This is a genomic window from Nocardia sp. NPDC006044 (genome assembly GCF_042871115.1).
Taxonomy (GTDB): Bacteria; Actinomycetota; Actinomycetes; order Mycobacteriales; family Mycobacteriaceae; genus Nocardia.
The window spans coordinates 1,095,221-1,115,466 of the sequence record NZ_JBIAID010000004.1; the positions used below are offsets into that span (position 1 = coordinate 1,095,221).

Consider the following 20,246-nt stretch of genomic DNA (forward strand, 5'->3'; position numbering starts at 1 on the left):
GTTTCCGCCGTGGCGATCAGGACCGCGCGGCCCAGGGTGTGGCCGGACATGGTGAAGCCGAGGACGGCCGGGGTGGCGTCGGCGGGGACGCCGATGGAGTCGACGTCGAGGGCGTGCACCACGACGAAGTAGCGGTGTTTGCCGTGCCCGGCCGGTGGGGCCGCACCCAGAAAGCGTGCTGTGCGTGCGTCGTTGAGGATCTGGTAGGCGCCTTCGGGCAGGCCTGATCCGGTGTCGTCGCCCGCGCCCTCGGCCAATTCGGTGACGGTGGCGGGGATGTCGGCGACCGCCCAGTGCCAGAACCCGGAGCCGGTGGGGGCGTCGGGGTCGTAGACGGTGACGGCGTAGCTCTTCGTGCCCTCCGGGGCGCCACTCCAGGACAGGTGCGGCGAGGTGTCCTTCCCGCCGGGGAGGCCGCCCGAGTGCTGCTCGGGTGCCCAGGCGCCGCCATGGCTGACGGTGTTGCTGGTCACCGTGAAGGTGGCCGCCTCGGGTAGGCGGGCGAAGGGGTTGTTGGCGCTCATCGCGGGAATCCTTTCAGGCCGTGCGTAGAGATCGGCGGTGTGGCCGCCCGATCGACTCTAGCATCAATAATCGATTATCTGCCAGATCGTCTATACTCGGCTCATGACCCGGACGGCTGATGCCTCGACCTCGTCGGGAAAGCGGATGCTCAGCGAACAGATCTACCTGCACCTTCGGGACGCGATCATGCGTGGGGAGTACGCGCCCGGCGCTGCGCTCAAACCGCAGGACCTGGCCAGAGAACAGGGCGTGAGTCTCGCCGTTGTGCGTGAGGCCTTGGTGCGGGTGGTCGGGGAGGGGCTCGCCGACCGGTTGCACAACCGTGGATTCGCCGTCCCGGCCTACTCCGATCGGCGCTGGCAGGAGATCGCGGAGGCGCGGCGGACCATCGAGCCGGCCATGCTGCGGATGTCCATCGAGCGCGGCGACATCGAGTGGGAGGCGCGCGTGCGTGCCGCCCATCATCGGCTGGCGCGCACGCCGCCGTTCGCGCCGGACGGGGGCGAGTTCTACAGCGACGAATGGGCCGAAGCACATCGGGTCTTCCACCGCACGTTGTTGGAAGCGTGCGGAAACCCGTTCCTGCTGGCGACTTTCGATCGGATGTGGACCGCGAGCGAGCTGGCCCGGCGCTGGTCCGGGCAGCGTAATCCCGGCCGGGACGGGGCCATAGAACACCGCAGGCTGGAGGAGACGGCGCTGGCTCGCGACGCCGACGCCGCAGCGGAGACCCTGATCCACCACCTCACCCTGACCGCCGCCGGACTGACCCGCCCCGCACCCGCGGGCGAAACCCGATAGTCCGCGCCGGCGGACCCGAATACCCTGTGGCAGTCACCGATCGGCGCTGGAACGATTGGCCTCCGGTGCCACGTTTTCGGTGAGAGGGATCCGCGCATGCCGGTGTTGAGGCGGTTCTGGATCGAATTCGACCTGTCGGGAAACGGTTCGTATGCTTCCTGGCCACTGTGGGAACGAGGCGTCGGTGTCACCGGGTACGACGCGCGCGATTGCCTGACCCTCGTGGCCGCCTCGGCCAACGACGGAGCGTTGCCGCCGGTGCGCCGCATAACGGTCGATGTCTCACTGGCCGAAACACTTCCGGCGGATCCGCCTTTTGTCGGCGTCCCGGTGTGGCGAGGCGTCTGGTTCCCAGCCGACAATCTCCGAACCGGACCCATCCTGCGTTCTGTCGGCCGAATCGGCAGGCGCGCCGACAATCCGACGCCGGTCCCGGCGGCACCCCGTCGAGCGCGAACCATCGGCGCCGAATCCTGGTGGTGGGACGAGATCCCGCACATAGACGCCCTGCGCTGGCCGCTCGTGCAGATGCACTCGGACCGGTACCGCGCCTCGATGCCGCACGCCGCTCCGGTAGTCCGCGACCGGGTCGGCAAGGACTCGGTTTACGCGACGATGATGCGTGCGGCCATGGATTTCATGATCGCTTGGCAGCCGACGCCGGACGAATGGTCCGACCCGACCAACGTACGGTTCGGTGATCAGCAAGAATTGGCCGAGTACTTGCGCGCGTTCCGCGACTATCTTTTCGGGGATCGCGCGGAGCCGATCTATCCCGCGCGGTCTTCGCGGGCGTCGAGCCCGGCTCCGGGAGCCGAGCTCGACAGCTGATCACGGGCGAAGCTACGCGCGGTCGAACTCGCCGTCGGCGACCCGTGTGGTGAAGGCGTCCCAGGCTTCCGGGGCGAACACCAGGGCCGGTCCGGTGGGGTTCTTCGAGTCCCGGACACCGACCGCGCCACCTTCGATGAAGGCCACCTCCACGCAATCCTTGGAGGCACCACTGCGACGGCTCTTGAACCACTGCGCGCCGGACAGGTCTACGTTCACGGGCATACTCCTTTGTGATCCTGAGAATGAGAGCGCGGCTGCTGCCGCGTCCACGATAGCCACACACGGTCGAGCCGAGCCACGATACGACCCGATCCCGCCCCGGCGCCACCCTTCCATTTCCGCAGACCTCAACCGGTGGCGATCCGTTCCGGTCGCAGTGATGCCCGCTTTGCGCGTTTTACGAATAACGCCGCCCGATATGCCGTATCTGCTGGCATTCAAGAGGTTTCGCAATTGCGCCGCCAATTGTCGGCGTAGTCGTGGCCGGCGCACTTCTCATTTCGTCGCGCACGAAACGACCGGTAAACCATTGTGCGCGTCCCGAAAACCTTTGCGCGCGTATGCCTGCACGCCGTCAGATCCATAGGCCGAGTTCGTCGGGGCGAGGATTCGAGACCAATTGGGAGCGTGGGGTGTTGAAGGTTATCACGGGGCGGGTGGTCGTTTCGTAAGGCGTCCAGGGGGTGCGGCCGCGGGCGAAATCTATCCAGGTGTGGTGGATTTCGGCGGCCAGGGTTTGGGGCGGGGTGTGCGGGCCGAGCATCATTGTGGCGCCCTCGGCGGTCAAGGTGTCGAAGACGAAGGCAATTTCGCTGGCATGGCAGGCTCGGAGGTCGAGGTACGGTGTGGGCCAAGCGAATTCGTAGACGTGAGCGGTGGTCGCGGCCTCGGCGAGGCGAGTGGCGGGGACACGGAAGGCCCAGTCGGTGAGGATGGCGGCCAAGAGGTCGCCGGGGGTCGCGTCGGGGCGGTTGGCCGAATAGGTATCGGCGACGGTGGGGTCCAGGCCGCGGGCGCTGAGGACGCCGGCCAGGGCATCCGGGGTGAGGGTGAGCCCGGCGGGGGCGGTGTAGAGGCGGAATTCGTCGGCGGTGGTGCCCACGATCAGCGGGATGTCACGGGCCGCGCCCGCGGCGATCGCGTCGACGGGGAGCGCGGTGAGGACCCGGTCGTCGATTGTGGGGTGGAAGGCCATCAAACCCAGACTTGCCGTGAGGGTGGAGCGCCCCCAGCGGGCCGGGTCCTGGCTGAGGGTGAAGTCGAGGACCAGGTTTCGTTCCGCTTCGAGCAGGGCCGGGATTTCGGCGGCGCCGGGGGTGGTGTCCAGCCGCCCGGCGAAGTCCGCGGCCACGAGGCGCGCGTCATCCAGGGTGGAGGCGATGGATCCGTTGCCGCTCTGGATAATTGCGCGCTGGAACAGGCCGGTGGCCAGGGGAGAGGCGAGTAGCGTGGCGACGCTCATCGCGCCCGCGGATTCGCCGAACAGGGTGACTTGCGTGGGGTCGCCACCGAAAGCGGCGATATTGTCGCGGACCCACTCGAGCGCGGCGATCTGGTCGAGGATGCCGCGATTGGCCGGTGTCCCTTCGAGGGCGGCGAAGCCGATCGCGCCCAACCGGTAGTTGAGGCTGACCAGGACGACGCCGTCACGAGCGAACGCATGCCCGCTGTACACCGAGACCGCGCTGGAACCCACGCGGAACGCCCCGCCGTGGATCCAGACCATGACCGGCAGACCCGCCGCGGCCGGATCGGGCGTCCACACGTTGAGATTGAGGAACTCGGACCCCTCGATGATCGGATTGTGCAGAATCGAGCGCAGCGGCTCCGGATAGCCCAGCTGCGGTGCGGTGGGACCGAATCGGGTGGCATCGCGTTCGTCATCCCAGGTGGGCGCGGTCCCGGGCGCCTGGAACAGTGCGGCACCCAATGGTGCTGCCGCATAGGGTATTCCGAGGAACGCGTGCACAGATCCGGTCGCGCTACCGCGCACCTTGCCTTGGGGCAGGTCCACTACTGACGTGTGCATTCGGTTCCTCACAAATCGCCGGCGACACCTTGAACGTCTCATACCCGGGCGACTCACTAGGGTAGAATGATGCGGATCTTTCTGGCCGGTGCGACCGGCGTGATCGGAACACGGCTGCTCCCGCTGCTGGCCGAGGCGGGACACGAGGTCGCGGGAATGACCCGATCGGCAGGCAAGGCGGACCGGGTGCGCGACGCCGGGGCGATCCCGGTGATCTGCGATGTCTACGACCTGGACGCACTCATCGCGGCGGTCGTGGACTTCCGGCCCGACCTGGTCATGCATCAGCTGACCGATCTCCCCGACGATGTCGCGCGGCTGCCCGAGGCGGCGAACGCGAACTCGCGCATCCGCACCGAGGGCACCCGCAACCTCATCGCCGCGGCCCGCGCCGCAGGCGCGAAGCGTTTCCTCGCGCAGAGCATCGCGTGGGAACCGGCGGGCGGGGCCCAGGTCATCCAGGACCATGACGCCGCCGTCCTCGACATCGACGGCGTGGTGGTGAAGTACGGCCAGTTCTACGGTCCCGGAACCTATTACGAAAGCGAGCTGCCCGCCCATCCGCGGGTGCACGTGGATGACGCCGCGATCCGGACGATTCCGCTGCTGGACGCGTCCCCGGGCGTGGTCATCATCGCCGACACCGCTTAGGCCACGGCTTCTCAGCCCGTGGTCTGCGGCAACGCGCGCCGGGCATAGGCGCGCACGTCGGCGTCGACATCATCGACGGCGCGTTCGAGGGCGTCGATCGCGTCCCGATTGCCCGGCCAGGTGGTCAGGGTCAGCACGGCCGCCTTGCGCACGTCGAGATGTGGGTCGTTCAGCGCCTCGGCCAGGATCGGCACGGCGGACTCACCTTCCGCGCCCGCCAGTCCGCGCGCCGCGCCGACCCGCACCTGCCAGGCCGAATGCCGCAGCGCGGCAAATAGTTCGGTGACGTCGGCCGGGTCCGGGGGGATGACGGCGAACGCCGCCAGCGCCGCGGCCCGCACCAGCGGGTCGTGGTCCGTGGCGAGCACCCGGATCACTTCGGGCCCACCGCCGCCGATGGCCGCCAGTCCCTGCGCGACCGCGATCCGGACCTCGCGGATGCCGTCGCCCGCGACCGACGAAACCGCCTGCCGGTCATCGAGCGACACCAGGGCGCGGACCGCTTCGATCCGCACCCGATGATCCGAATCCGCCAGTGCCGAACGATATTGCGGCGCGGTTCCGGCGCGCAACGCCCGCAGCAGATCGATCACCGTTGCCCGCACGACCGCATCGGGCGACCGCAGCCGCTCGGCCAATCCGATCGCACCGGGTAACACCTCGACCAGTTCCCGCAGACTCGCCGCGGCCGCTCGCCGCACCGCGGCAGCGCCATCATCGAGCGCCTCGACCAGCACCGCCGCGAAACCCTCCGGAGTGTTCTCGGTGAGCACGGACAGCGCCGCCACCCGCACGCCACTGTCTGCATCCACCAGATAGGTCGACAGGTCGGCCACGGTCGGCGCGTCGAGGGCGAGCAACGCGACGAGCCGAGGCGAAGGGGGAGTGACGGATTCGCGAACCGCCGCGACCTCGCCGGCCCGCTGCGGCGCGCGACCGCTGAGCGGCGCCGGCTCGTGCACCGCGACGATGGCCGGGTCGGCCGAGGTCAGGTCGTCGAGTCCGGGGACCGGAACCAGGTACGGCGCGACCGGCCGCTTGCGGAATTCCATGGCGCCGTCGGCGTTCTTGCGCAGATTGAGGTGATACCGCCAGCCGACATCGTCGCGCTCGGGAATATCGGCGCGATCGTGGTACAGACCCCAGCGAGACTCGGTGCGGGTCAACGAGCTACGCGCCGCCATCTCGGCGCAATCGCGGATGAACGACACCTCCGCGGCCCGCATCAGCTCGTGCGGCGTCCGCGCGCCGATCTGCGCGATCTCACCCCGCATCCGATCGAAGGTCTCGATCGCGATCGACAGCTTGGCGGCCGTCTTCGGCGGCGCCACATAGTCATTGACGAACCGGCGCAACTTGTACTCGACCTGCGGCTGCGGCGGGCCTTCCGGGTGACGCAACGAGCGATAGATCAACTCGTGCGCCTCGGCCAGCTGATCCTCCGGCAGCTCGACCGGCGCCGCGACCTCGTCGAGCGTCGACGCGGCGTGCGCACCGGCCAGATCGCCGAAGACGAACGCGCCGATCATGTAGTTGTGCGGCACGCACGCCAGATCGCCTGCCGCGTAGAGACCGGGCACGGTGGTTCGCGCATGCTCGTCCACCCACACCCCCGACGCGGAATGCCCGCCGCACAAACCGATTTCGGAAATGTGCATCTCGATGTCGTGCGTGCGGTAGTCATGCCCGCGATTGGCGTGGAAGGTGCCGCGGGTCGGCCGCTCCGTGGTGTGCAGGATCCCCTCCAACGTGGAGAGGGTCTCCTCCGGCAGATGTGAGACCTTGAGATAGATGGGCCCGCGCGCGGATTCGATCTCCCGCTTGACCTCGGCCATCATCGCCCCCGACCAATAGTCGGAGTCGACGAACCGCTCACCCTGCGCGTTCACCTGGTATCCGCCGAACGGATTGGCGACATACGCGCAGGCCGGCCCGTTGTAATCCTTGATCAGCGGGTTGATCTGGAAGCACTCGATCCCGCTGAGCTCCGCGCCGGCGTGATAGGCCATCGAATACCCGTCACCCGCGTTCGTCGGATTCTCATAGGTCCCATACAGATACCCCGAGGCGGGCAGCCCGAGCCGGCCACACGGACCGGTCGCCAGGATCACCGACTTGGCGCCGACGACGACGAATTCACCGGTGCGGGTGTGCAACGCGGCCGCGCCCACCGCGCGCCCGCCCTCGGTGAGCACCCGGACGGGCATCAGCCGGTTCTCGATCCGGATGCGCTCCCGCATCTTCCGTTGCCGCAGAACGCGATACAGCGCCTTCTTGACGTCCTTGCCCTCGGGCATCGGCAGCACATAGGACCCCGACCGGTGCACCCGCCGGACCGCGTACTCGCCGTACTCGTCCTTCTCGAATTTCACCCCGTACCGCTCGAGCCGCTGCACCATGGCGAAGCCACGGGTCGCGGTCTGATACACGGTGCGCTGGTCGACGATTCCGTCGTTGGCCCTGGTGATCTCGGCGACGTAGTCCTCCGGCTCCGCCTTACCGGGGATGACGGCGTTGTTCACGCCGTCCATCCCCATCGCGAGCGCGCCCGAGTGCCGCACGTGCGCCTTCTCCAACAGCAGCACATCGGCCCCGGCCTCGGCGGCGGTGAGCGCGGCCATGGTGCCCGCCGTCCCGCCGCCGACGACCAGCACATCGCAGTCCAGCCGGACCCGATCGGACAGCTCCGGAATGTTCACAGGTTCTCCAGGATTTCGGCCCGCACCGAGCGTCGATCGACGTCCTGGCGCGGGTTCGGCACGTCGACGATCGTGCGGAGCGCGCCGCCGCCGAGCACGGCGACGCGATCGCCGAGCAGCAGGGCCTCGTCCAGATCGTGGGTGACGAAGACGATGGTGGTCGGGTGCGTGCGCCAGGTGTCGATCAGCAGGCGCTGCATGGTCGCGCGGGTCTGGGTGTCGAGCGCGCCGAACGGTTCGTCCATGAGCACGGCGCGGGGTGCGCCGGCCAGGCTGCGCGCCAGCTGCACGCGCTGGCGCATGCCGCCGGACAGGTCACGCGGCAGGAAGTCGGCGTAGCCGGTCAGACCGATCTCGCTCACCCAATGCCGCACCCGCTCTTTGCGTTTGCCGCGCGGCAGGCCGCGCAGTCGCAGCGGGAGTTCGATGTTCTGGCCGACGGTGCGCCACGGCAGCAGCGCGTCGTCCTGGAAGACCAGGGCGCGGTCGGCCGACGGCCCGGTGACGGGCGCGCCGTCGGCCAGCACCGTACCGCCCTGCGGCGTCCGCAATCCGGCCAGCGCGCGCAGCACGGTGGACTTCCCGCAACCGGATTTGCCGACCAGGACCAGGATTTCGCCGGGCGCGACGTCGAGATCGAGCCTGTCGATGACGGTGCGGTCGCCATAGGAGATTCGGACATTGTTGAGCCGCAACCGCATTCCGGCCGTTTCGAGCGACGCCGTGGTGGTCATTCGGACACCTCTCTAGGCAGCCAGTGGGTGACCCGGCGACCGGCCAGTTCGACGATCCCGGACGTGCCGAAGCCGAGGATGCCGATGGTGATCATGCCGACGAACACGGCCGGATAGTCGACGATGGTGTAGGCCTGCCAGGTCCGGTAACCGATACCGAGCCGGCCCGAGATCATCTCCGCGGAGATGAGACAGATCCAGGCCACCCCCATGCCCACCGACAGTCCGCTGAACACGCCCGGCAGGATCCCCGGAAACACCACGCGCACAAGCACACCGACGCGCGAGGCGCCCAGGGTACGCACCGCGTCCGCCCAGACCGCGGGCAGCGCGCGCACCGCGTGCCGGGTACTGACTAGCACCGGGAACACCGACGCGGTGAAGGTGATGAACACCATGCCGGACTCGTCGCTGGGGAACATCAGGATCGCCACCGGCACCAGCGCGATCGCCGGAATCGGGCGGGCCAGCTCGGTGAGCGGGCCGAAAACATCGGCCAGCAGCCGGGATCGGCCGAGCCCGATCCCGGCCAGCACACCCACCACCGCGGCGAGCCCGAACCCGCTCACGATCCGGATCAGCGATTGGGCGATGTCCAGGTAGTACTGATCCGATCCCAGATGTTTGCCGAATTCGGCGATGATCTCGGTGACCGTGGGCAGCGTGTCGAACCGGAGCCCGGCCCGGACGTTGTTGACGGTGAGCAGTTGCCACAGACCGACAGCGGCGGCGACCGAGGCGACCCGGATCAACCGGGATTGCCACAGTCCTTTGCGCGGCTCGCCTGCGCCGGTCCGCGCAGACTCGTCCCGCGCCGGCTCAGCCGCGGTGACATCGCCGGCCTGGATCTTCGCCGGGACTTCGATGGTCATGGGCGAACGTCCGTGACGGCCTGGTCATAGGACACGTTCACCGCGCCCGCGTGCGCCTGCCGATACCGCTGCGCCGCAGCCGGAGTCGTGAACGGCAGGAACGCGTCGCCGTCACGCACCCAGATCGACTTGTCGGCGAGCCACCGCGTGCCGAGTTCGGCATCGGGGAGGTAGGCGGCACGGACGACCTTGCCCTGCGACTTGGCGGTCTGCACCGCCCGCAACAGGCAGCCCGCGTCGGCGGCCGGCTGCGGCCGATCCGCCCCGTCGATCCACACCTCGCCGGCCCGCGCCGAATCCGTCACGGCCCGACCGCAGATCGGATCGGTGCCGCTGATCAGGCTCGGATTCGCCGTCGTCGCCACCGACCGGTCGTAGTCCGCGCGACCGTCCTCGGCGAACGCCTTCCGCAGCGGCCCACTGTCGACGAACCCGTCGACATCCAGCTCGGCGAAGTCGCCGATCGATTTCAGATACGGCACATCGCCTTTCAGCGCGTTGATCAAACTCGGTTTGAGCGTGGTGTCGAAAGACGTTCCGCCCGGCCCGTTGTAGAGGTAGACGACCTCCTGCGGCAGCCCCGAGCCGTCCGCGACGATCTTGGCGGCCTCGAACGGCCGGTCCCGTTGAAACGCCGTCGCGTCGAGCTGTGCCGCCAGAAAGGCCTGCAATACCTCCGGATGCTCGGCGGTATACGCCCGCCGCGCGACCACGCCATGGAACGTCGGCACTCCGAGTTCCGCACCGTCGTACAGCAACTTCGCCTTGTTCTGGAACACCAGCAGCCCGGGCCACGCGACGAACTGTGAAAGCGCCTGCACCTGATGCGATTCCAATGCGGTCGCGCCGATCTGCGGCTGCTGGTTCAGCACCTCGACACCCTTGCCCGCATCGATGCCCGCCCGGGTGAGCGCCTGCACCAGGGTGCCGTGCCCGGCCGATCCGACGCTGGCCGAGACCTTCTGCCCGGCCAACTCGGCGATGCTCGTCGCGGTCGAATCCGGCGGCACGACAACCATGTTGAGCGCGCCCCTCGGGTTGTACCCGGTCACCGACACCAGCGCGGTCTTCGCTCGCTCGTTGGCCTGCGTCCGAGACCCGTTGATCAGCAACGGATAATCGCCCATCGACCCGATGTCGATCTTCTCCGCCACCATCTGCGCGGTGATCGGCGCGCCGGTGTCGTAGTCCTGCCACTCGACCTGATACCTGGCGCCACCCCGATCGGTGATCTGCCGCAACCGCTGTTCCAGGTACCCCTGCGCTTTGAGCAGCGTCCCGGCGGTGACGGTGTTGATGGTCTTGGACTGGTAACCCACGACGACCTTCACGGTCCCGGCGGGGGTGTCGTTCGAACTCTCGAGGGAGCAGCCGGCCAGGGTGAGCGCGGCGGCGAGCAGGGCGGGAAGGAGGCGTACTTTCATCGGACTTCCAGATCAGCGGAGCAGGTAGGGCATGTTGACGGTGACGGCGCCGGTGGGACAGCGGGCGGCGCACGGGCCGCAGTACCAGCACTCGTCCACGTGCATGAAGGCCTTGCCGTTGTCCGGGTTGATGGCGAGCGAGTCGAGCGGGCAGATCTCGACGCACAGCGTGCAGCCCTGGATGCAGAGCGATTCGTCGATGGTCACCGGAATATCGGTGCGCTGGTTCGCGAGTGCCATCTAGAGGACCTTCCATTCGGGGGTGCTACGGGTCAGGCTGCCGCGCATGGTGATTCGGTCGCCGCGCAGGCGGATGTACTCGAGGTCGACCGGCCTGCCGTCGTCGAGGTGGGTCAGCCGTTCGAGCATGAGCAGCGGTGCGCCGCCGGGGATGTCGAGGGTGGAGGCGGTGTGCGGGTCGGCGGGCACCGCCTCCAGCGCGAGGTCGGCGTGCCCGAGCGAGCGGCCGCTGAGCTGTTCGAGCAGCACGAAGATATCGGTGTGCTCGAGGTCGTGGCCGAGCAGTTCGGTGCCGATATCGGGCACCAGGTAGGTGAGGTCGAGGCTCAGCGGCAGGTCCGCGAGATAGCGCAGCCGTTCCACATAGACGACGCGCTCGCCGGGCGCGAGGTGCAGACGGCGCGCGACCGCCGCCGGGGCGGTGACGTGCATGGCGGCCCGGACCTCGTTGCGCACGGTGCCGTGGTCCTTGAACGTCTCCTGGAGGCCGAGCAGCGCGTCGAGGCCGTGATCGTATTTGCGCGTCGCGACCCGGGTGCCGATCTTGGGCGCCCGATCGATCAGCCCCTCGTCCTTCAGTAGCGCGAGGGCCTCGCGCACCGTATTGCGGGACGTCTCGAACTCCGCCGCGAGCTGCTGTTCGCCGGGCAGTCCGGCGTCGAACGCGCCGGCGTGCAGTTGATGCCGGAGCAGATCGGCGACTCGCCGGGCTTGATCGGCGCGCAACCGCCGCACCGGTGTGGGTTCGGCCGCGCCATCTGCCGCCTTTCTGTCGCTGACCTGCATGGATAGCGACGATAGTGCGGAATCGGCAGCCCGGATCCCGGCGGCGGGCAGGCCGGGAATCAGGGGATGTTATTGCGCCGCCGCCACCCGGCCCCGACCTGGCGAAATGGTGGATCGGCAGGCCAATACGCCACCTCGGCGGACCGGCACCGGATTCGGATCACGCCGATTCGAATGCGGCGGGTTATCGAGGGCCGTAGGTATTGAGGAAGAGTACGGGGCCCGCGCCGAAGGCGCCGGCGGTGTCGAGGTGCAGGACCGCCGCCAATGCTTTGGCGGTGTACACGGTTTCGAGACCGAGTCCGTCCTGTGCCGCGAGCGACTGCGCCTCGCGCGCGGCCGGGGTCGCGTGTCCGTAGCCGGGGCCGAGCCAGTCCGTGGTGATGGTGAGGTCGTCCACGCCCAACCCGGTCGGCTCGAATTGTGCCCCGCGTGAACGCAACAGCCGCTCCGCCTTCGCGGCCAGCCGGATGATGTGGGGCGCGTCGAGGGGGAGCGAGTCGTTGACGACGACCCCGACGACCCGGGTCCGCAACCCGGCCAGCCGCAGTCCGAGCGCCAAACCCGCTGCGGTGCCGCCGGACCCGACCGCGGTGACGATATGGCCGGGTTCGGGCAGCACGCCCGCGGCGATCTGGTCGGCCAATTCCAGTGCGCCCTCGACGTAACCGAGCGCGCCGAGCGGCGACGAGCCACCCACCGGCAGGAAGTACGGCCGTTCGCGGCCGAGTTTGTGCCGCAGGTAGAGCCAGGGCGCCGTCAGCCTGGTTCGCCGCTTGGTGTGCGTGAGATGTACTGCGGCGCCGGACTTCTCGATGCGTCGCAGCTGTGCGCGAACGTGATCGTCGGCCGGTTGATCGACCAGCGTGAGGATGGTCGAGATGCCCTGATCGCGCCCGTAGAGCGCGGTGGCGAGACCCCAGTTGGTGCCGGTGCCGCCGACGGTGAGGATGGTGCGGGCGCCGCGCCGATGTGCCTCGGGCAGCAGCCATTCCAGCTTGCGGACCTTGTTGCCGCCCCAGCCGCCGTCGCCGTAGACGCTGTCGTCCTTGCACCACAGCGCCGCGGCGGTACCGACGTCCAGGGGGCGGACCGGGGTCGGCGCGGTGCCGAGGCGCAGATACGGCAGGGTGTCGGCGAGGTCTGGGAAACGCTTGTGCAGCAATGAGTCCGACATGTCAGCTTCCGGTGGGAGGTCTCGTGATCGCCTCGGGGATGCCGAGCAGTGCGGCCTGCACCTCGTGCAGCCGGTCGACATCCCCTCGGATGCCTGCGACATTATCGTTGTACAGGAATGCCTCGCCCAGCCGGACCAGGGTGTAGGCGAGCAGGTCCGGTTCGACCGGCGGCCGGTAGCCGTCCTCGCGTTCGGCGCGGGCGATGAGCTCGCGCACGGTGGTAACCACCAGCGGCTGCACCGGCCCGTCGCTCGCGGTCAGAATGCGCAGCCCGGCCAGCGGCTCGTTCTCGAAGTAGCGCCGGAACGGCACGTTGTCGGTCATCCAGCGATTCACCCGGTAGAGCACGTCCAGGATGCGCCGGGCGCCGGTGGAGCGCCGCTTGGCGTCGGCGCGGGTGAGCAGCGCGGCGAACTCGCCGGCCAGCACCGTGCCGAGCACGCCCTCGCGCGAACCGAACCAGCGGTAGACCGAGGCGCGGCTGAGCCCGAGCTGCGCCGCGATCGCCTGGATGTCCACCCGCTCACCGGCCAGGAACGCCTGCCGCGCGAGGTCGATCACCTCCTCCCGGGTCGCCGACGCCGGTCGGCCTGGCGGGCGGGTGGTTCGCTGGCGGGGGGTGGTCATCGGAAAATGGTACATCCTTGCAGGTGTGTACCGAATCAGAACCAGGCGTCGCGCATTTCCAGGGTAGTGGTGTCGAGGCGGGCGAGCAGGTCCAATGCCGGTGCCGTCTTGGGCAATTCGAAGCGGTAGAAGTACCGGGCCGCGTGCCGCTTGCCGTCGTAGAAATCGCCGGTGTGGTCCCCGGTGGCCAGTAGCTGCTCGAGCCAGATCCAGGCCAGCACGATGTGGCCGAAGGCCTCCAGGTAGACCGAGCTGTTCGCCAGCGCGGCCTCGAAGTCGCCGGTGGCGAACAGGCCCGCGGTCACCTCGACGAGGCGCTGCCAGGACGAGTCCAGTTGCGCGGCAAGCTCGGCCGCCTCGCCGCCGGCGGCGCGCGCCGCCGTCACCGTGCCCTGCACCCGCTCGTTCAACGCGAGCAGGCTGGCGCCGTTCTGCTGGGTTACCTTGCGCCCCAGCAGATCGAGGCCCTGGATGCCGTGCGTGCCCTCGTGGATCGGGTTGAGCCGGTTGTCCCGGTAATGCTGTTCGACGTTGTATTCGCGGGTGTAGCCGTAACCGCCGAGCACCTGGATGGCCAGGTTGTTCGCCTCCAGGCACCATTGCGACGGCCAGCTCTTGGCGATCGGGGTGAGGATGTCGAGCAGCAGCGTGAGCGCCCGCCGCTCGTCCGCCGAATCGGCGGTCTGCTGCTCGTCGACCAGCCGCGCGCAGTACAGCACCAGTGCCAGCGCGCCCTCGGTGTAGGACTTCTGCGCCAGCAGCATTCGCTTGACGTCGGCGTGCTCGATGATCGGCCGCTGTGGCGCGGTCGGATCGGCGGGCAGCTTCGCCCGGCCCTGCGCGCGGGTACGGGCGTAGTCGAGCGACTCGAGGTAGCCGGTGTAGCCGAGCGCCGAGGCGACCATGCCGACGCCGATGCGTGCCTCGTTCATCATGTGGAACATGTAGCTGAGCCCGCGGTGCGGCTCGCCGACCAGGTAGCCGACCGCGCCCGCGGCGCCGTTGGGGGTCCAGCGGCCCTCGCCGAAGTTGAGCACGGTGTTGACCGTGCCGCGGAAGCCCATCTTGTGATTGAGCCCGGCCAGCGCGACGTCGTTGCGCTCGCCGACCGTGCCGTCGTCCTCGACCAGGAACCGCGGCACGACGAACAGCGAGATGCCCTTGGTGCCCGCCGGGCCGCCGGGGATCTTCGCGAGCACCAGGTGCACGATGTTCTCGCCGAGCTCGTGATCGCCGCCGGAGATCCACATCTTCGTGCCGAACAGCCGGTAGGTGCCGTCGTCCTGGGGCTCGGCCCGGGTGACGATGTCGGCCAGCGAGGAACCCGCCTGTGGTTCGGACAGGCACATGGTGCCGAAGAACCGGCCCTCGAGCATCGGGCGGACGAACCGGTCGGTGAACTCCGGACCGGTGTGGGCGAGAAGGAGATTCGCGTTGGCCACGGTGAGGAACGAGTAGCCGGAGGTGCCGGGATTGGCCGCCTGGAACCACGCGTAGCTCGCCTGCGCGACGGTGACCGGCAGCTGCGCGCCGCCGAGTTCGTAATCCATTGCCGCGGCGGGCAATCCGGCCTTGGCGAAGGCGGCCAGCGCGGTGGCCACCTCGGGGATGATGGTGACCCGTTCGCCGTCGAAGGTCGGCTCGTTCGCGTCGTTGAGCTTGTTGTGCGGCGCGAAGTATTTGGTGGCCAGCTGCTCGCTGAGCTCGAGCATCGCGTCGAAGGTGTCGCGCGAATGATCGGCGTAGCGCTCGCGTTTGACGAGTTGCTCGACGTTCAACCACTCGTACAGCAGGAAATCGAGATCGCGCCGGGAAAGCAGCGTGGAACGCATCAGCCGTCCTTTCGAGACATGTGCCAACCACTGTATCTTACGGCGGGCGGCTGCGCCTCGGCGTCGGCTCAGCCGGTGACGCGGTCGATCTGTTCGGCCGCAACGCCCCAGCCGGACAGCAACTTTCGGACCTGCTCCGGGTCGGACGAGAGCGCGGCCGGGGTATCGACCGGGGTGCGGTCGAAGCGCGGGGCGGGCGCGGGCTGGAGCACGCCGTCGACCTCGATGAAGGCGTTGCGGGCGCGGTTGTGCGGGTGCTCGTGGGCCTCCCACGGGCTCAGCACCGGGGCGACGCAGGCGTCGGAACCGGTGAACACCTCGGCCCATTCGTCGCGGGTGCGCTCCTTGAACTTGGCGCCGAGCACCTCTTTCAGCCGCGGCCAGCCGTTCTTGTCCAGCTGGAACGGCAGGTCGGGGTCGTCGATGCCGAGGATGGCGAGCATCTGGTCGTAGAACGGGGTCTCTACGCAGCCGACGGCGAGAAACTTGCCGTCCGCGCATGCGTAGGTGTCGTAGAAAGGCGCGCCACCGTCGAGCATGTTCTCCCCGCGCGGGAAGTTCCACAGCCCGAGGTGGTGCAGGCCGTGCATCGACGCGGTGAACAGCGCGGAACCGTCCACCATGGCCGCGTCGACCACCTGCCCCCGGCCGGAGCGTTCGCGCTCGTAGAGCGCGCCGAGCACACCGAGCGCGAGCAGCAGGCCGCCGCCGGCGTAGTCGCCGAGCATGTTCGCGGGCGGTACCGGCGGTTCGCCGGCCCGGCCGACCAGGCCGAGCGCGCCGGAGATCGCGATGTAGTCGATGTCGTGACCCGCGGTGTGCGCCAGCGGGCCCTGCTGGCCCCAGCCGGTCATCCGGCCGTAGATCAGCCGCGGGTTGCGGGCCGCGAGGTCGGCGGGGCCGAAGCCGAGCCGCTCGGCGACGCCGGGCCGGAACCCCTCGATGAGCACGTCCGCGTGGTCGGTGAGCGCGAGCAGCGCCTCACGATCGGCGGGCTGCTTGAGATCCAGTGTGATGCTGTGCTTTCCGCGATCGAGCGGGCCCGGGGGCGAGACGATGCCCGCCCCGGGCGCGCCGCCGCGGTCGACCCGCAGCACCTCGGCGCCGAGATCGGCCAGGATCATCGCGCCGAACGGGCCGGGCGCGAGGCTGGCGATCTCGATGACTTTCACTCCGTGCAGTGGTCCCATGTCTCCGCTCTCTGTAGCGCTGATGTGCCGTGCGTTCGTTCGGTCAGTCCAGGCCGGAGAGGCGGGCCAGGATGGTGGCCGCCATCGCCGCAGGGTCGCCGTGGTCGGGGCGCAGGACGAGTTCGGGTTCGGTGGGGGCCTCGTAGGGGTCGTCGATGCCGGTGAAGCCGCGGATCTCGCCGGCCCGGGCCTTGGCGTACATGCCCTTCGGGTCGCGGGATTCGCAGATCTCCAGGGGAGTGTCGACGAAGACCTCGACGAACGGGATGCCTGCTTCCAGGTGCGCCGCGCGCACCCGATCGCGGTCGGCCTGGTACGGGCTGATCAGCGAAACCACCGCTACCACACCGGCTTCGGCGAACAGCCGGGCGACTTCGCCGACGCGGCGGACGTTCTCGACCCGGTCCTCGGCACTGAAGCCGAGGTCGGCGTTGAGCCCGTGGCGCAGATTGTCGCCGTCGAGCAGGAAGGCCGGACGGCCCGCCGCGACGAGCCGGCGTTCGAGTTCCACGGCGACGGTGGACTTCCCGGAGCCGGACAGCCCGGTCAGCCAGACCGTGAGCCCGCGAGTAGCGCGCTCGTCCCGGCCGACCGCGGTGGAGTGCCAGACCACCCGCGAGGACGGCAGGCTCGGGCCGGTGATCATGCCCGCGCCGACGGTGTTGTTGGTGGTGTCGTCGACCAGGATGAAGCTGCCGGTGAACCGGTTGCGACGATACGGATCGAACAGCAGCGGTTGCCGGGTGCGCAGCTGGACGCGGCCGATCTCGTTGAGCGACAACGATTCCGCGTTCTCGTCCCGGTGCAGGGTGTTGACGTCGAGCCGGTAGTCCAGGGTGCGCACCTCCGCGGTGGCGGTGCGGGTGGTGTGCCGGATGGTGTAGGTCGAGCCCGGCGTGAGCTGGGTTTCGTCGGCGAACCAGCAGACCATCGCGTCGAGATCGCGTCCCGCGGTGGGCCGGTTGTTCGGCCGGCAGATCATGTCGCCGCGGGACACGTCGAGCTGATCGGCCAGCTGCATGGTGACCGCCTGCGGCGGAAAGGCTTCCGCGATCGGTTTGCCGCCCGGGCCCCAGATCGCCTCCACCGTGGTGGTGAATCCCGAAGGAAGCACCGCCACTTCGTCGCCCGGCTTGAACACCCCGCCGACCACCGTGCCCGCGTAACCGCGGAAATCCTGGGCGTGGCTGCGGGTTACGTACTGCACCGGGAACCGCGCGTCGATCAGATTGCGGTCCGAGGCGATGTGCACCTCTTCGAGATGGTGCAGCAGGGGAGTGCCCTCGTACCACGGCATGCTCGCCCCGCGGTGCACGATGTTCTCGCCGTCCAGCGCGGACATCGGCACGAAGGTCAGGTCGAAGATGTCGAGTTTCGAGGCGAACTGGGCGAATTCGGTGCGGATCTCCTCGAACCGCGCCTGTGACCAGTCGACCAGGTCCATCTTGTTCACGCACAGCACCAGGTGCGGGATGCCGAGCAGGCTGGCCAGGAACGCGTGCCTGCGGGTCTGCTCCACCACGCCCTTGCGGGCGTCGACCAGGATCAGCGCCAGGTCGGCGGTGGACGCGCCGGTCACCATGTTCCGGGTGTACTGAATGTGACCCGGGGTGTCGGCGATGATGAATTTGCGCCGGGGCGTGGCGAAATAGCGGTGCGCCACGTCGATGGTGATGCCCTGTTCGCGTTCGGCGCGCAGGCCGTCGGTGAGCAGGGCCAGGTTCGGGTAGTCGTCGCCGCGGTCGCGGCTGGTCCGCTCCACCGCGGCGAGCTGGTCGGTGAAGATCGTCTTGGAATCGAAGAGCAGGCGCCCGATGAGGGTGGACTTGCCGTCGTCGACGCTGCCCGCCGTGGCGAGACGTAGCAGGGTTGCGGTCATCAGAAGTAGCCCTCTCGTTTGCGATCTTCCATGCCCGCCTCCGAGATTCGGTCGTCGGCGCGGGTCGCGCCCCGCTCGGTGACCCGGGCGGCGGCCACCTCGGTGACCACCTCGGCGGGGGTGGCCGCGGTCGACTCCACGCAGCCGGTGCAGGTGGCGTCGCCGACCGTGCGGAACCGCACCGTCGTCTCGCGCGGTTCCTCGCCGTCGAGCAATTCCAGAAAGCGCGTGTGCGCCAGCAACATTCCGTCGCGCTGCACCACCGGCCGGCGGTGCGCGTAGTAGAGCGGCGGCAGGTCGATGCCCTCGGCGGCGATGTAGGTCCAGATGTCGAGCTCGGTCCAGTTGGACAGCGGGAACACCCGAATGTGTTCGCCCGCACGGTGTCTGCCGTTGTAGAGGTTCCACAGCTCGGGTCGCTGGCTGCGCGGATCCCACTGGCCGTACTCGTCGCGGAAGCTGAAGACGCGTTCCTTGGCCCGCGCCTTCTCCTCGTCCCGGCGCGCGCCGCCGAACACCGCGTCGAAATTGCCCTCGTGGATCGACCGCAGCAGCGTGGTGGTCTGCAACCGGTTACGCGAGGTGCGCGGGCCGGTCTCCTCGACGACGCGGCCCGCGTCGATGTCGTCCTGCACGCTGCCGACCACCAGCCGCAGCCCGAACCGCGCGACGGTCTCGTCGCGGAAGGCGATCACCTCATCGAAGTTGTGCCCGGTGTCGATGTGCAGCACCGGAAACGGCAGCGGCGCCGGCCAGAAGGCCTTGGCCGCCAGGTGCAGCATCACCACCGAGTCCTTGCCGCCGGAGAACAGCAATACCGGGCGCTCGAAGGTTGCCGCGACTTCTCGGAAAATATGTGCCGACTCGGCCTCGAGCGCGTCCAGATGAGGCAGCTCGTAGGTGCTCGCCGTCGACTTCGCGTACTGGCTCACACCGCAAAACTAGAACACGTTTCGATTGTTGGCAACAGGTCGTGCCGGACCGGAATCGGCGAAAGACCGCGGGGGTCAACTCCAGGATGACCGCTGCGCCGGTGGATTACCACCCGAAGCGATGGTCACGGCATCCGCGGCGGCGACCAGAGCCGTTCCACGCCGGTCGATTTCGGCGCCGGTGATGGACTTGCCGACGTACATGGTCAGCACCATGTTCTGCCTGCCGTCACCGCCGTAGGTCGGCGCGGCCAGCAGGCTGACCGGATGTTCCTTGCGTGGGCGCAGATCCGTGCCGAGGTACACCCGCTCGCCCAGGCTGGTGACCAGCTCGCCGACCAGTTCGCGCAGGTCGTCGGGCAGGTCGCGGGCGGCGAAACCGGCCAGCATGGAATACAGCCTGCGGCCCGCGGCGGTGAGGCTCTCCACCAGGTAACCGCGCTCGCGGCATTCGGCGACGATCTGCCGCAACCGCGCCTCGTCCTGCTGCAACGGCACGGTCGCCGGCTTGGCCAGCCAGGCGTCGAACGCCGCGTCGGTATCCCACAGCACGTACATCAGTCCGACCGGGGGCGCGAAATGGTAGGCCGCGCCGACCTTGACCAGGCCGGGTCCGGTGCTCTCCAGGACCATGATCTGCTCGCCGACCACGGCGGAGGCGGTGCAGGTCGTGCGGTAGCGCGCGGTGAGTTTGTCCAGTTCGGCGCGGGCGAGGGCGGATATCGCGAAGCTGTCCTGGGCGACCCGGCCCGCGGCGATGAGGGCCGGACCGAGGCCGTAGGTGAGCGTGTCGGCGTCGCGGACCAGGTAGCCGCCCGCGGTGAGCTCGGTGAGAATGCCGAGACAGGTCGGTTTGGCCAGGTCGAGGGCGCGGGCCAGCTCGGACAGGCCGTAGCGCTTGCCGCGCTGCTCGACCAGGAAATCCAGTACCTGAACCACCCGCACGGTAGGTGCGGATCTACGGGCGACCATTGACCACTCCTAGAACACGTTCTAATCTTGCCTCAGACGAA

Annotated in this window: 18 protein-coding genes and 1 pseudogene; 3 read left to right on the forward strand and 16 right to left on the reverse strand. The window is 68.8% G+C overall.

The annotated features are described in order from the left end of the window. Positions 1-2: 2 nt before the first annotated feature. Positions 3-524 (reverse strand): annotated as a pseudogene (locus ACFYO1_RS36100) (YbhB/YbcL family Raf kinase inhibitor-like protein); the annotation flags it as partial. Positions 525-627: 103 nt separating this feature from the next. On the opposite strand from ACFYO1_RS36100, the gene ACFYO1_RS36105 reads away from it, so the two are divergent. Both ACFYO1_RS36105 and ACFYO1_RS36110 read left to right on the forward strand, forming a co-directional pair. Beyond that, a complete protein-coding gene (locus tag ACFYO1_RS36105; RefSeq protein WP_387241449.1) occupies positions 628-1,326 on the forward strand; it encodes a GntR family transcriptional regulator in 699 nt (232 codons plus the stop codon). Between the two features lie 96 nt (positions 1,327-1,422). Next, positions 1,423-2,157 (forward strand): hypothetical protein, encoded by a 735-nt coding sequence (locus ACFYO1_RS36110; protein WP_387241452.1) that lies wholly within the window; start codon positions 1,423-1,425, stop codon positions 2,155-2,157. A gap of 12 nt (positions 2,158-2,169) precedes the next feature. Here the strand turns inward: ACFYO1_RS36110 and ACFYO1_RS36115 are convergent, their stop codons facing one another. Further along, positions 2,170-2,376 carry a DUF397 domain-containing protein gene (locus ACFYO1_RS36115; protein ID WP_387241456.1) on the reverse strand — a complete coding sequence of 69 codons (207 nt, stop codon included), beginning with the start codon at positions 2,374-2,376 and terminating at the stop codon, positions 2,170-2,172. A 358-nt stretch (positions 2,377-2,734) separates the two neighbouring features. Next, the gene (locus tag ACFYO1_RS36120; protein ID WP_387241459.1) at positions 2,735-4,189 is read right to left on the reverse strand and encodes a carboxylesterase/lipase family protein; all 1,455 of its coding nucleotides are present in this window, start codon (positions 4,187-4,189) and stop codon (positions 2,735-2,737) included. 69 nt (positions 4,190-4,258) lie between these two features. Between ACFYO1_RS36120 and ACFYO1_RS36125 the strand changes: the two genes are divergently transcribed. Further along, a complete protein-coding gene (locus ACFYO1_RS36125; RefSeq protein WP_387241461.1) occupies positions 4,259-4,840 on the forward strand; it encodes an NAD-dependent epimerase/dehydratase family protein in 582 nt (193 codons plus the stop codon). 11 nt (positions 4,841-4,851) lie between these two features. Here ACFYO1_RS36125 and ACFYO1_RS36130 read toward each other — a convergent pair whose 3' ends face one another. The 13 genes from ACFYO1_RS36130 to ACFYO1_RS36190 all read right to left on the reverse strand — a co-directional run bounded on the left by ACFYO1_RS36130 (position 4,852) and on the right by ACFYO1_RS36190 (position 20,205). Next, entirely contained in the window at positions 4,852-7,539 is a 2,688-nt protein-coding gene (locus tag ACFYO1_RS36130) for a fumarate reductase/succinate dehydrogenase flavoprotein subunit (protein WP_387241464.1), read from the reverse strand. After that, positions 7,536-8,273, reverse strand: coding sequence for an ABC transporter ATP-binding protein (locus tag ACFYO1_RS36135; RefSeq protein WP_387241467.1), 738 nt, complete (start codon positions 8,271-8,273; stop codon positions 7,536-7,538). Before ACFYO1_RS36135 ends, ACFYO1_RS36130 begins: the two co-directional genes overlap by 4 nt. Then, positions 8,270-9,145, reverse strand: a complete 876-nt coding sequence (locus ACFYO1_RS36140; RefSeq protein ID WP_387241470.1) for an ABC transporter permease — start codon at positions 9,143-9,145, stop codon at positions 8,270-8,272. Before ACFYO1_RS36140 ends, ACFYO1_RS36135 begins: the two co-directional genes overlap by 4 nt. Then, positions 9,142-10,569 carry an ABC transporter substrate-binding protein gene (locus tag ACFYO1_RS36145; RefSeq protein WP_387241473.1) on the reverse strand — a complete coding sequence of 476 codons (1,428 nt, stop codon included), beginning with the start codon at positions 10,567-10,569 and terminating at the stop codon, positions 9,142-9,144. Before ACFYO1_RS36145 ends, ACFYO1_RS36140 begins: the two co-directional genes overlap by 4 nt. A 12-nt stretch (positions 10,570-10,581) precedes the next feature. Beyond that, positions 10,582-10,809 (reverse strand): ferredoxin family protein, encoded by a 228-nt coding sequence (locus ACFYO1_RS36150; RefSeq protein WP_030519968.1) that lies wholly within the window; start codon positions 10,807-10,809, stop codon positions 10,582-10,584. Next, positions 10,810-11,595, reverse strand: coding sequence for a GntR family transcriptional regulator (locus ACFYO1_RS36155; RefSeq protein WP_387241477.1), 786 nt, complete (start codon positions 11,593-11,595; stop codon positions 10,810-10,812). Positions 11,596-11,779: 184 nt separating this feature from the next. Then, positions 11,780-12,772 (reverse strand): 1-aminocyclopropane-1-carboxylate deaminase/D-cysteine desulfhydrase, encoded by a 993-nt coding sequence (locus ACFYO1_RS36160; RefSeq protein WP_387241480.1) that lies wholly within the window; start codon positions 12,770-12,772, stop codon positions 11,780-11,782. A 1-nt stretch (position 12,773) separates the two neighbouring features. After that, complete coding sequence (locus ACFYO1_RS36165; RefSeq protein ID WP_387241483.1) at positions 12,774-13,400, reverse strand: QsdR family transcriptional regulator; 627 nt, start codon at positions 13,398-13,400, stop codon at positions 12,774-12,776. A gap of 35 nt (positions 13,401-13,435) precedes the next feature. Continuing rightward, on the reverse strand, positions 13,436-15,232 hold the full coding sequence (locus ACFYO1_RS36170) for an acyl-CoA dehydrogenase (protein ID WP_387241486.1): 1,797 nt from the start codon (positions 15,230-15,232) through the stop codon (positions 13,436-13,438). Positions 15,233-15,300: 68 nt separating this feature from the next. Further along, positions 15,301-16,422, reverse strand: a complete 1,122-nt coding sequence (locus ACFYO1_RS36175) for a CaiB/BaiF CoA transferase family protein (RefSeq protein ID WP_387241489.1) — start codon at positions 16,420-16,422, stop codon at positions 15,301-15,303. A 43-nt stretch (positions 16,423-16,465) separates the two neighbouring features. After that, positions 16,466-18,301, reverse strand: coding sequence for an adenylyl-sulfate kinase (gene cysC / locus ACFYO1_RS36180; protein WP_387241492.1), 1,836 nt, complete (start codon positions 18,299-18,301; stop codon positions 16,466-16,468). Further along, the gene (cysD, locus tag ACFYO1_RS36185; protein WP_387241495.1) at positions 18,301-19,233 is read right to left on the reverse strand and encodes a sulfate adenylyltransferase subunit CysD; all 933 of its coding nucleotides are present in this window, start codon (positions 19,231-19,233) and stop codon (positions 18,301-18,303) included. The genes cysC and cysD overlap by 1 nt, the downstream gene beginning before the upstream one ends. Positions 19,234-19,308: 75 nt before the next feature. Then, positions 19,309-20,205: a helix-turn-helix domain-containing protein gene (locus tag ACFYO1_RS36190; protein ID WP_387241498.1), complete on the reverse strand. Its 897-nt coding sequence runs from the start codon at positions 20,203-20,205 to the stop codon at positions 19,309-19,311. Between the last annotated feature and the right edge of the window lie 41 nt (positions 20,206-20,246).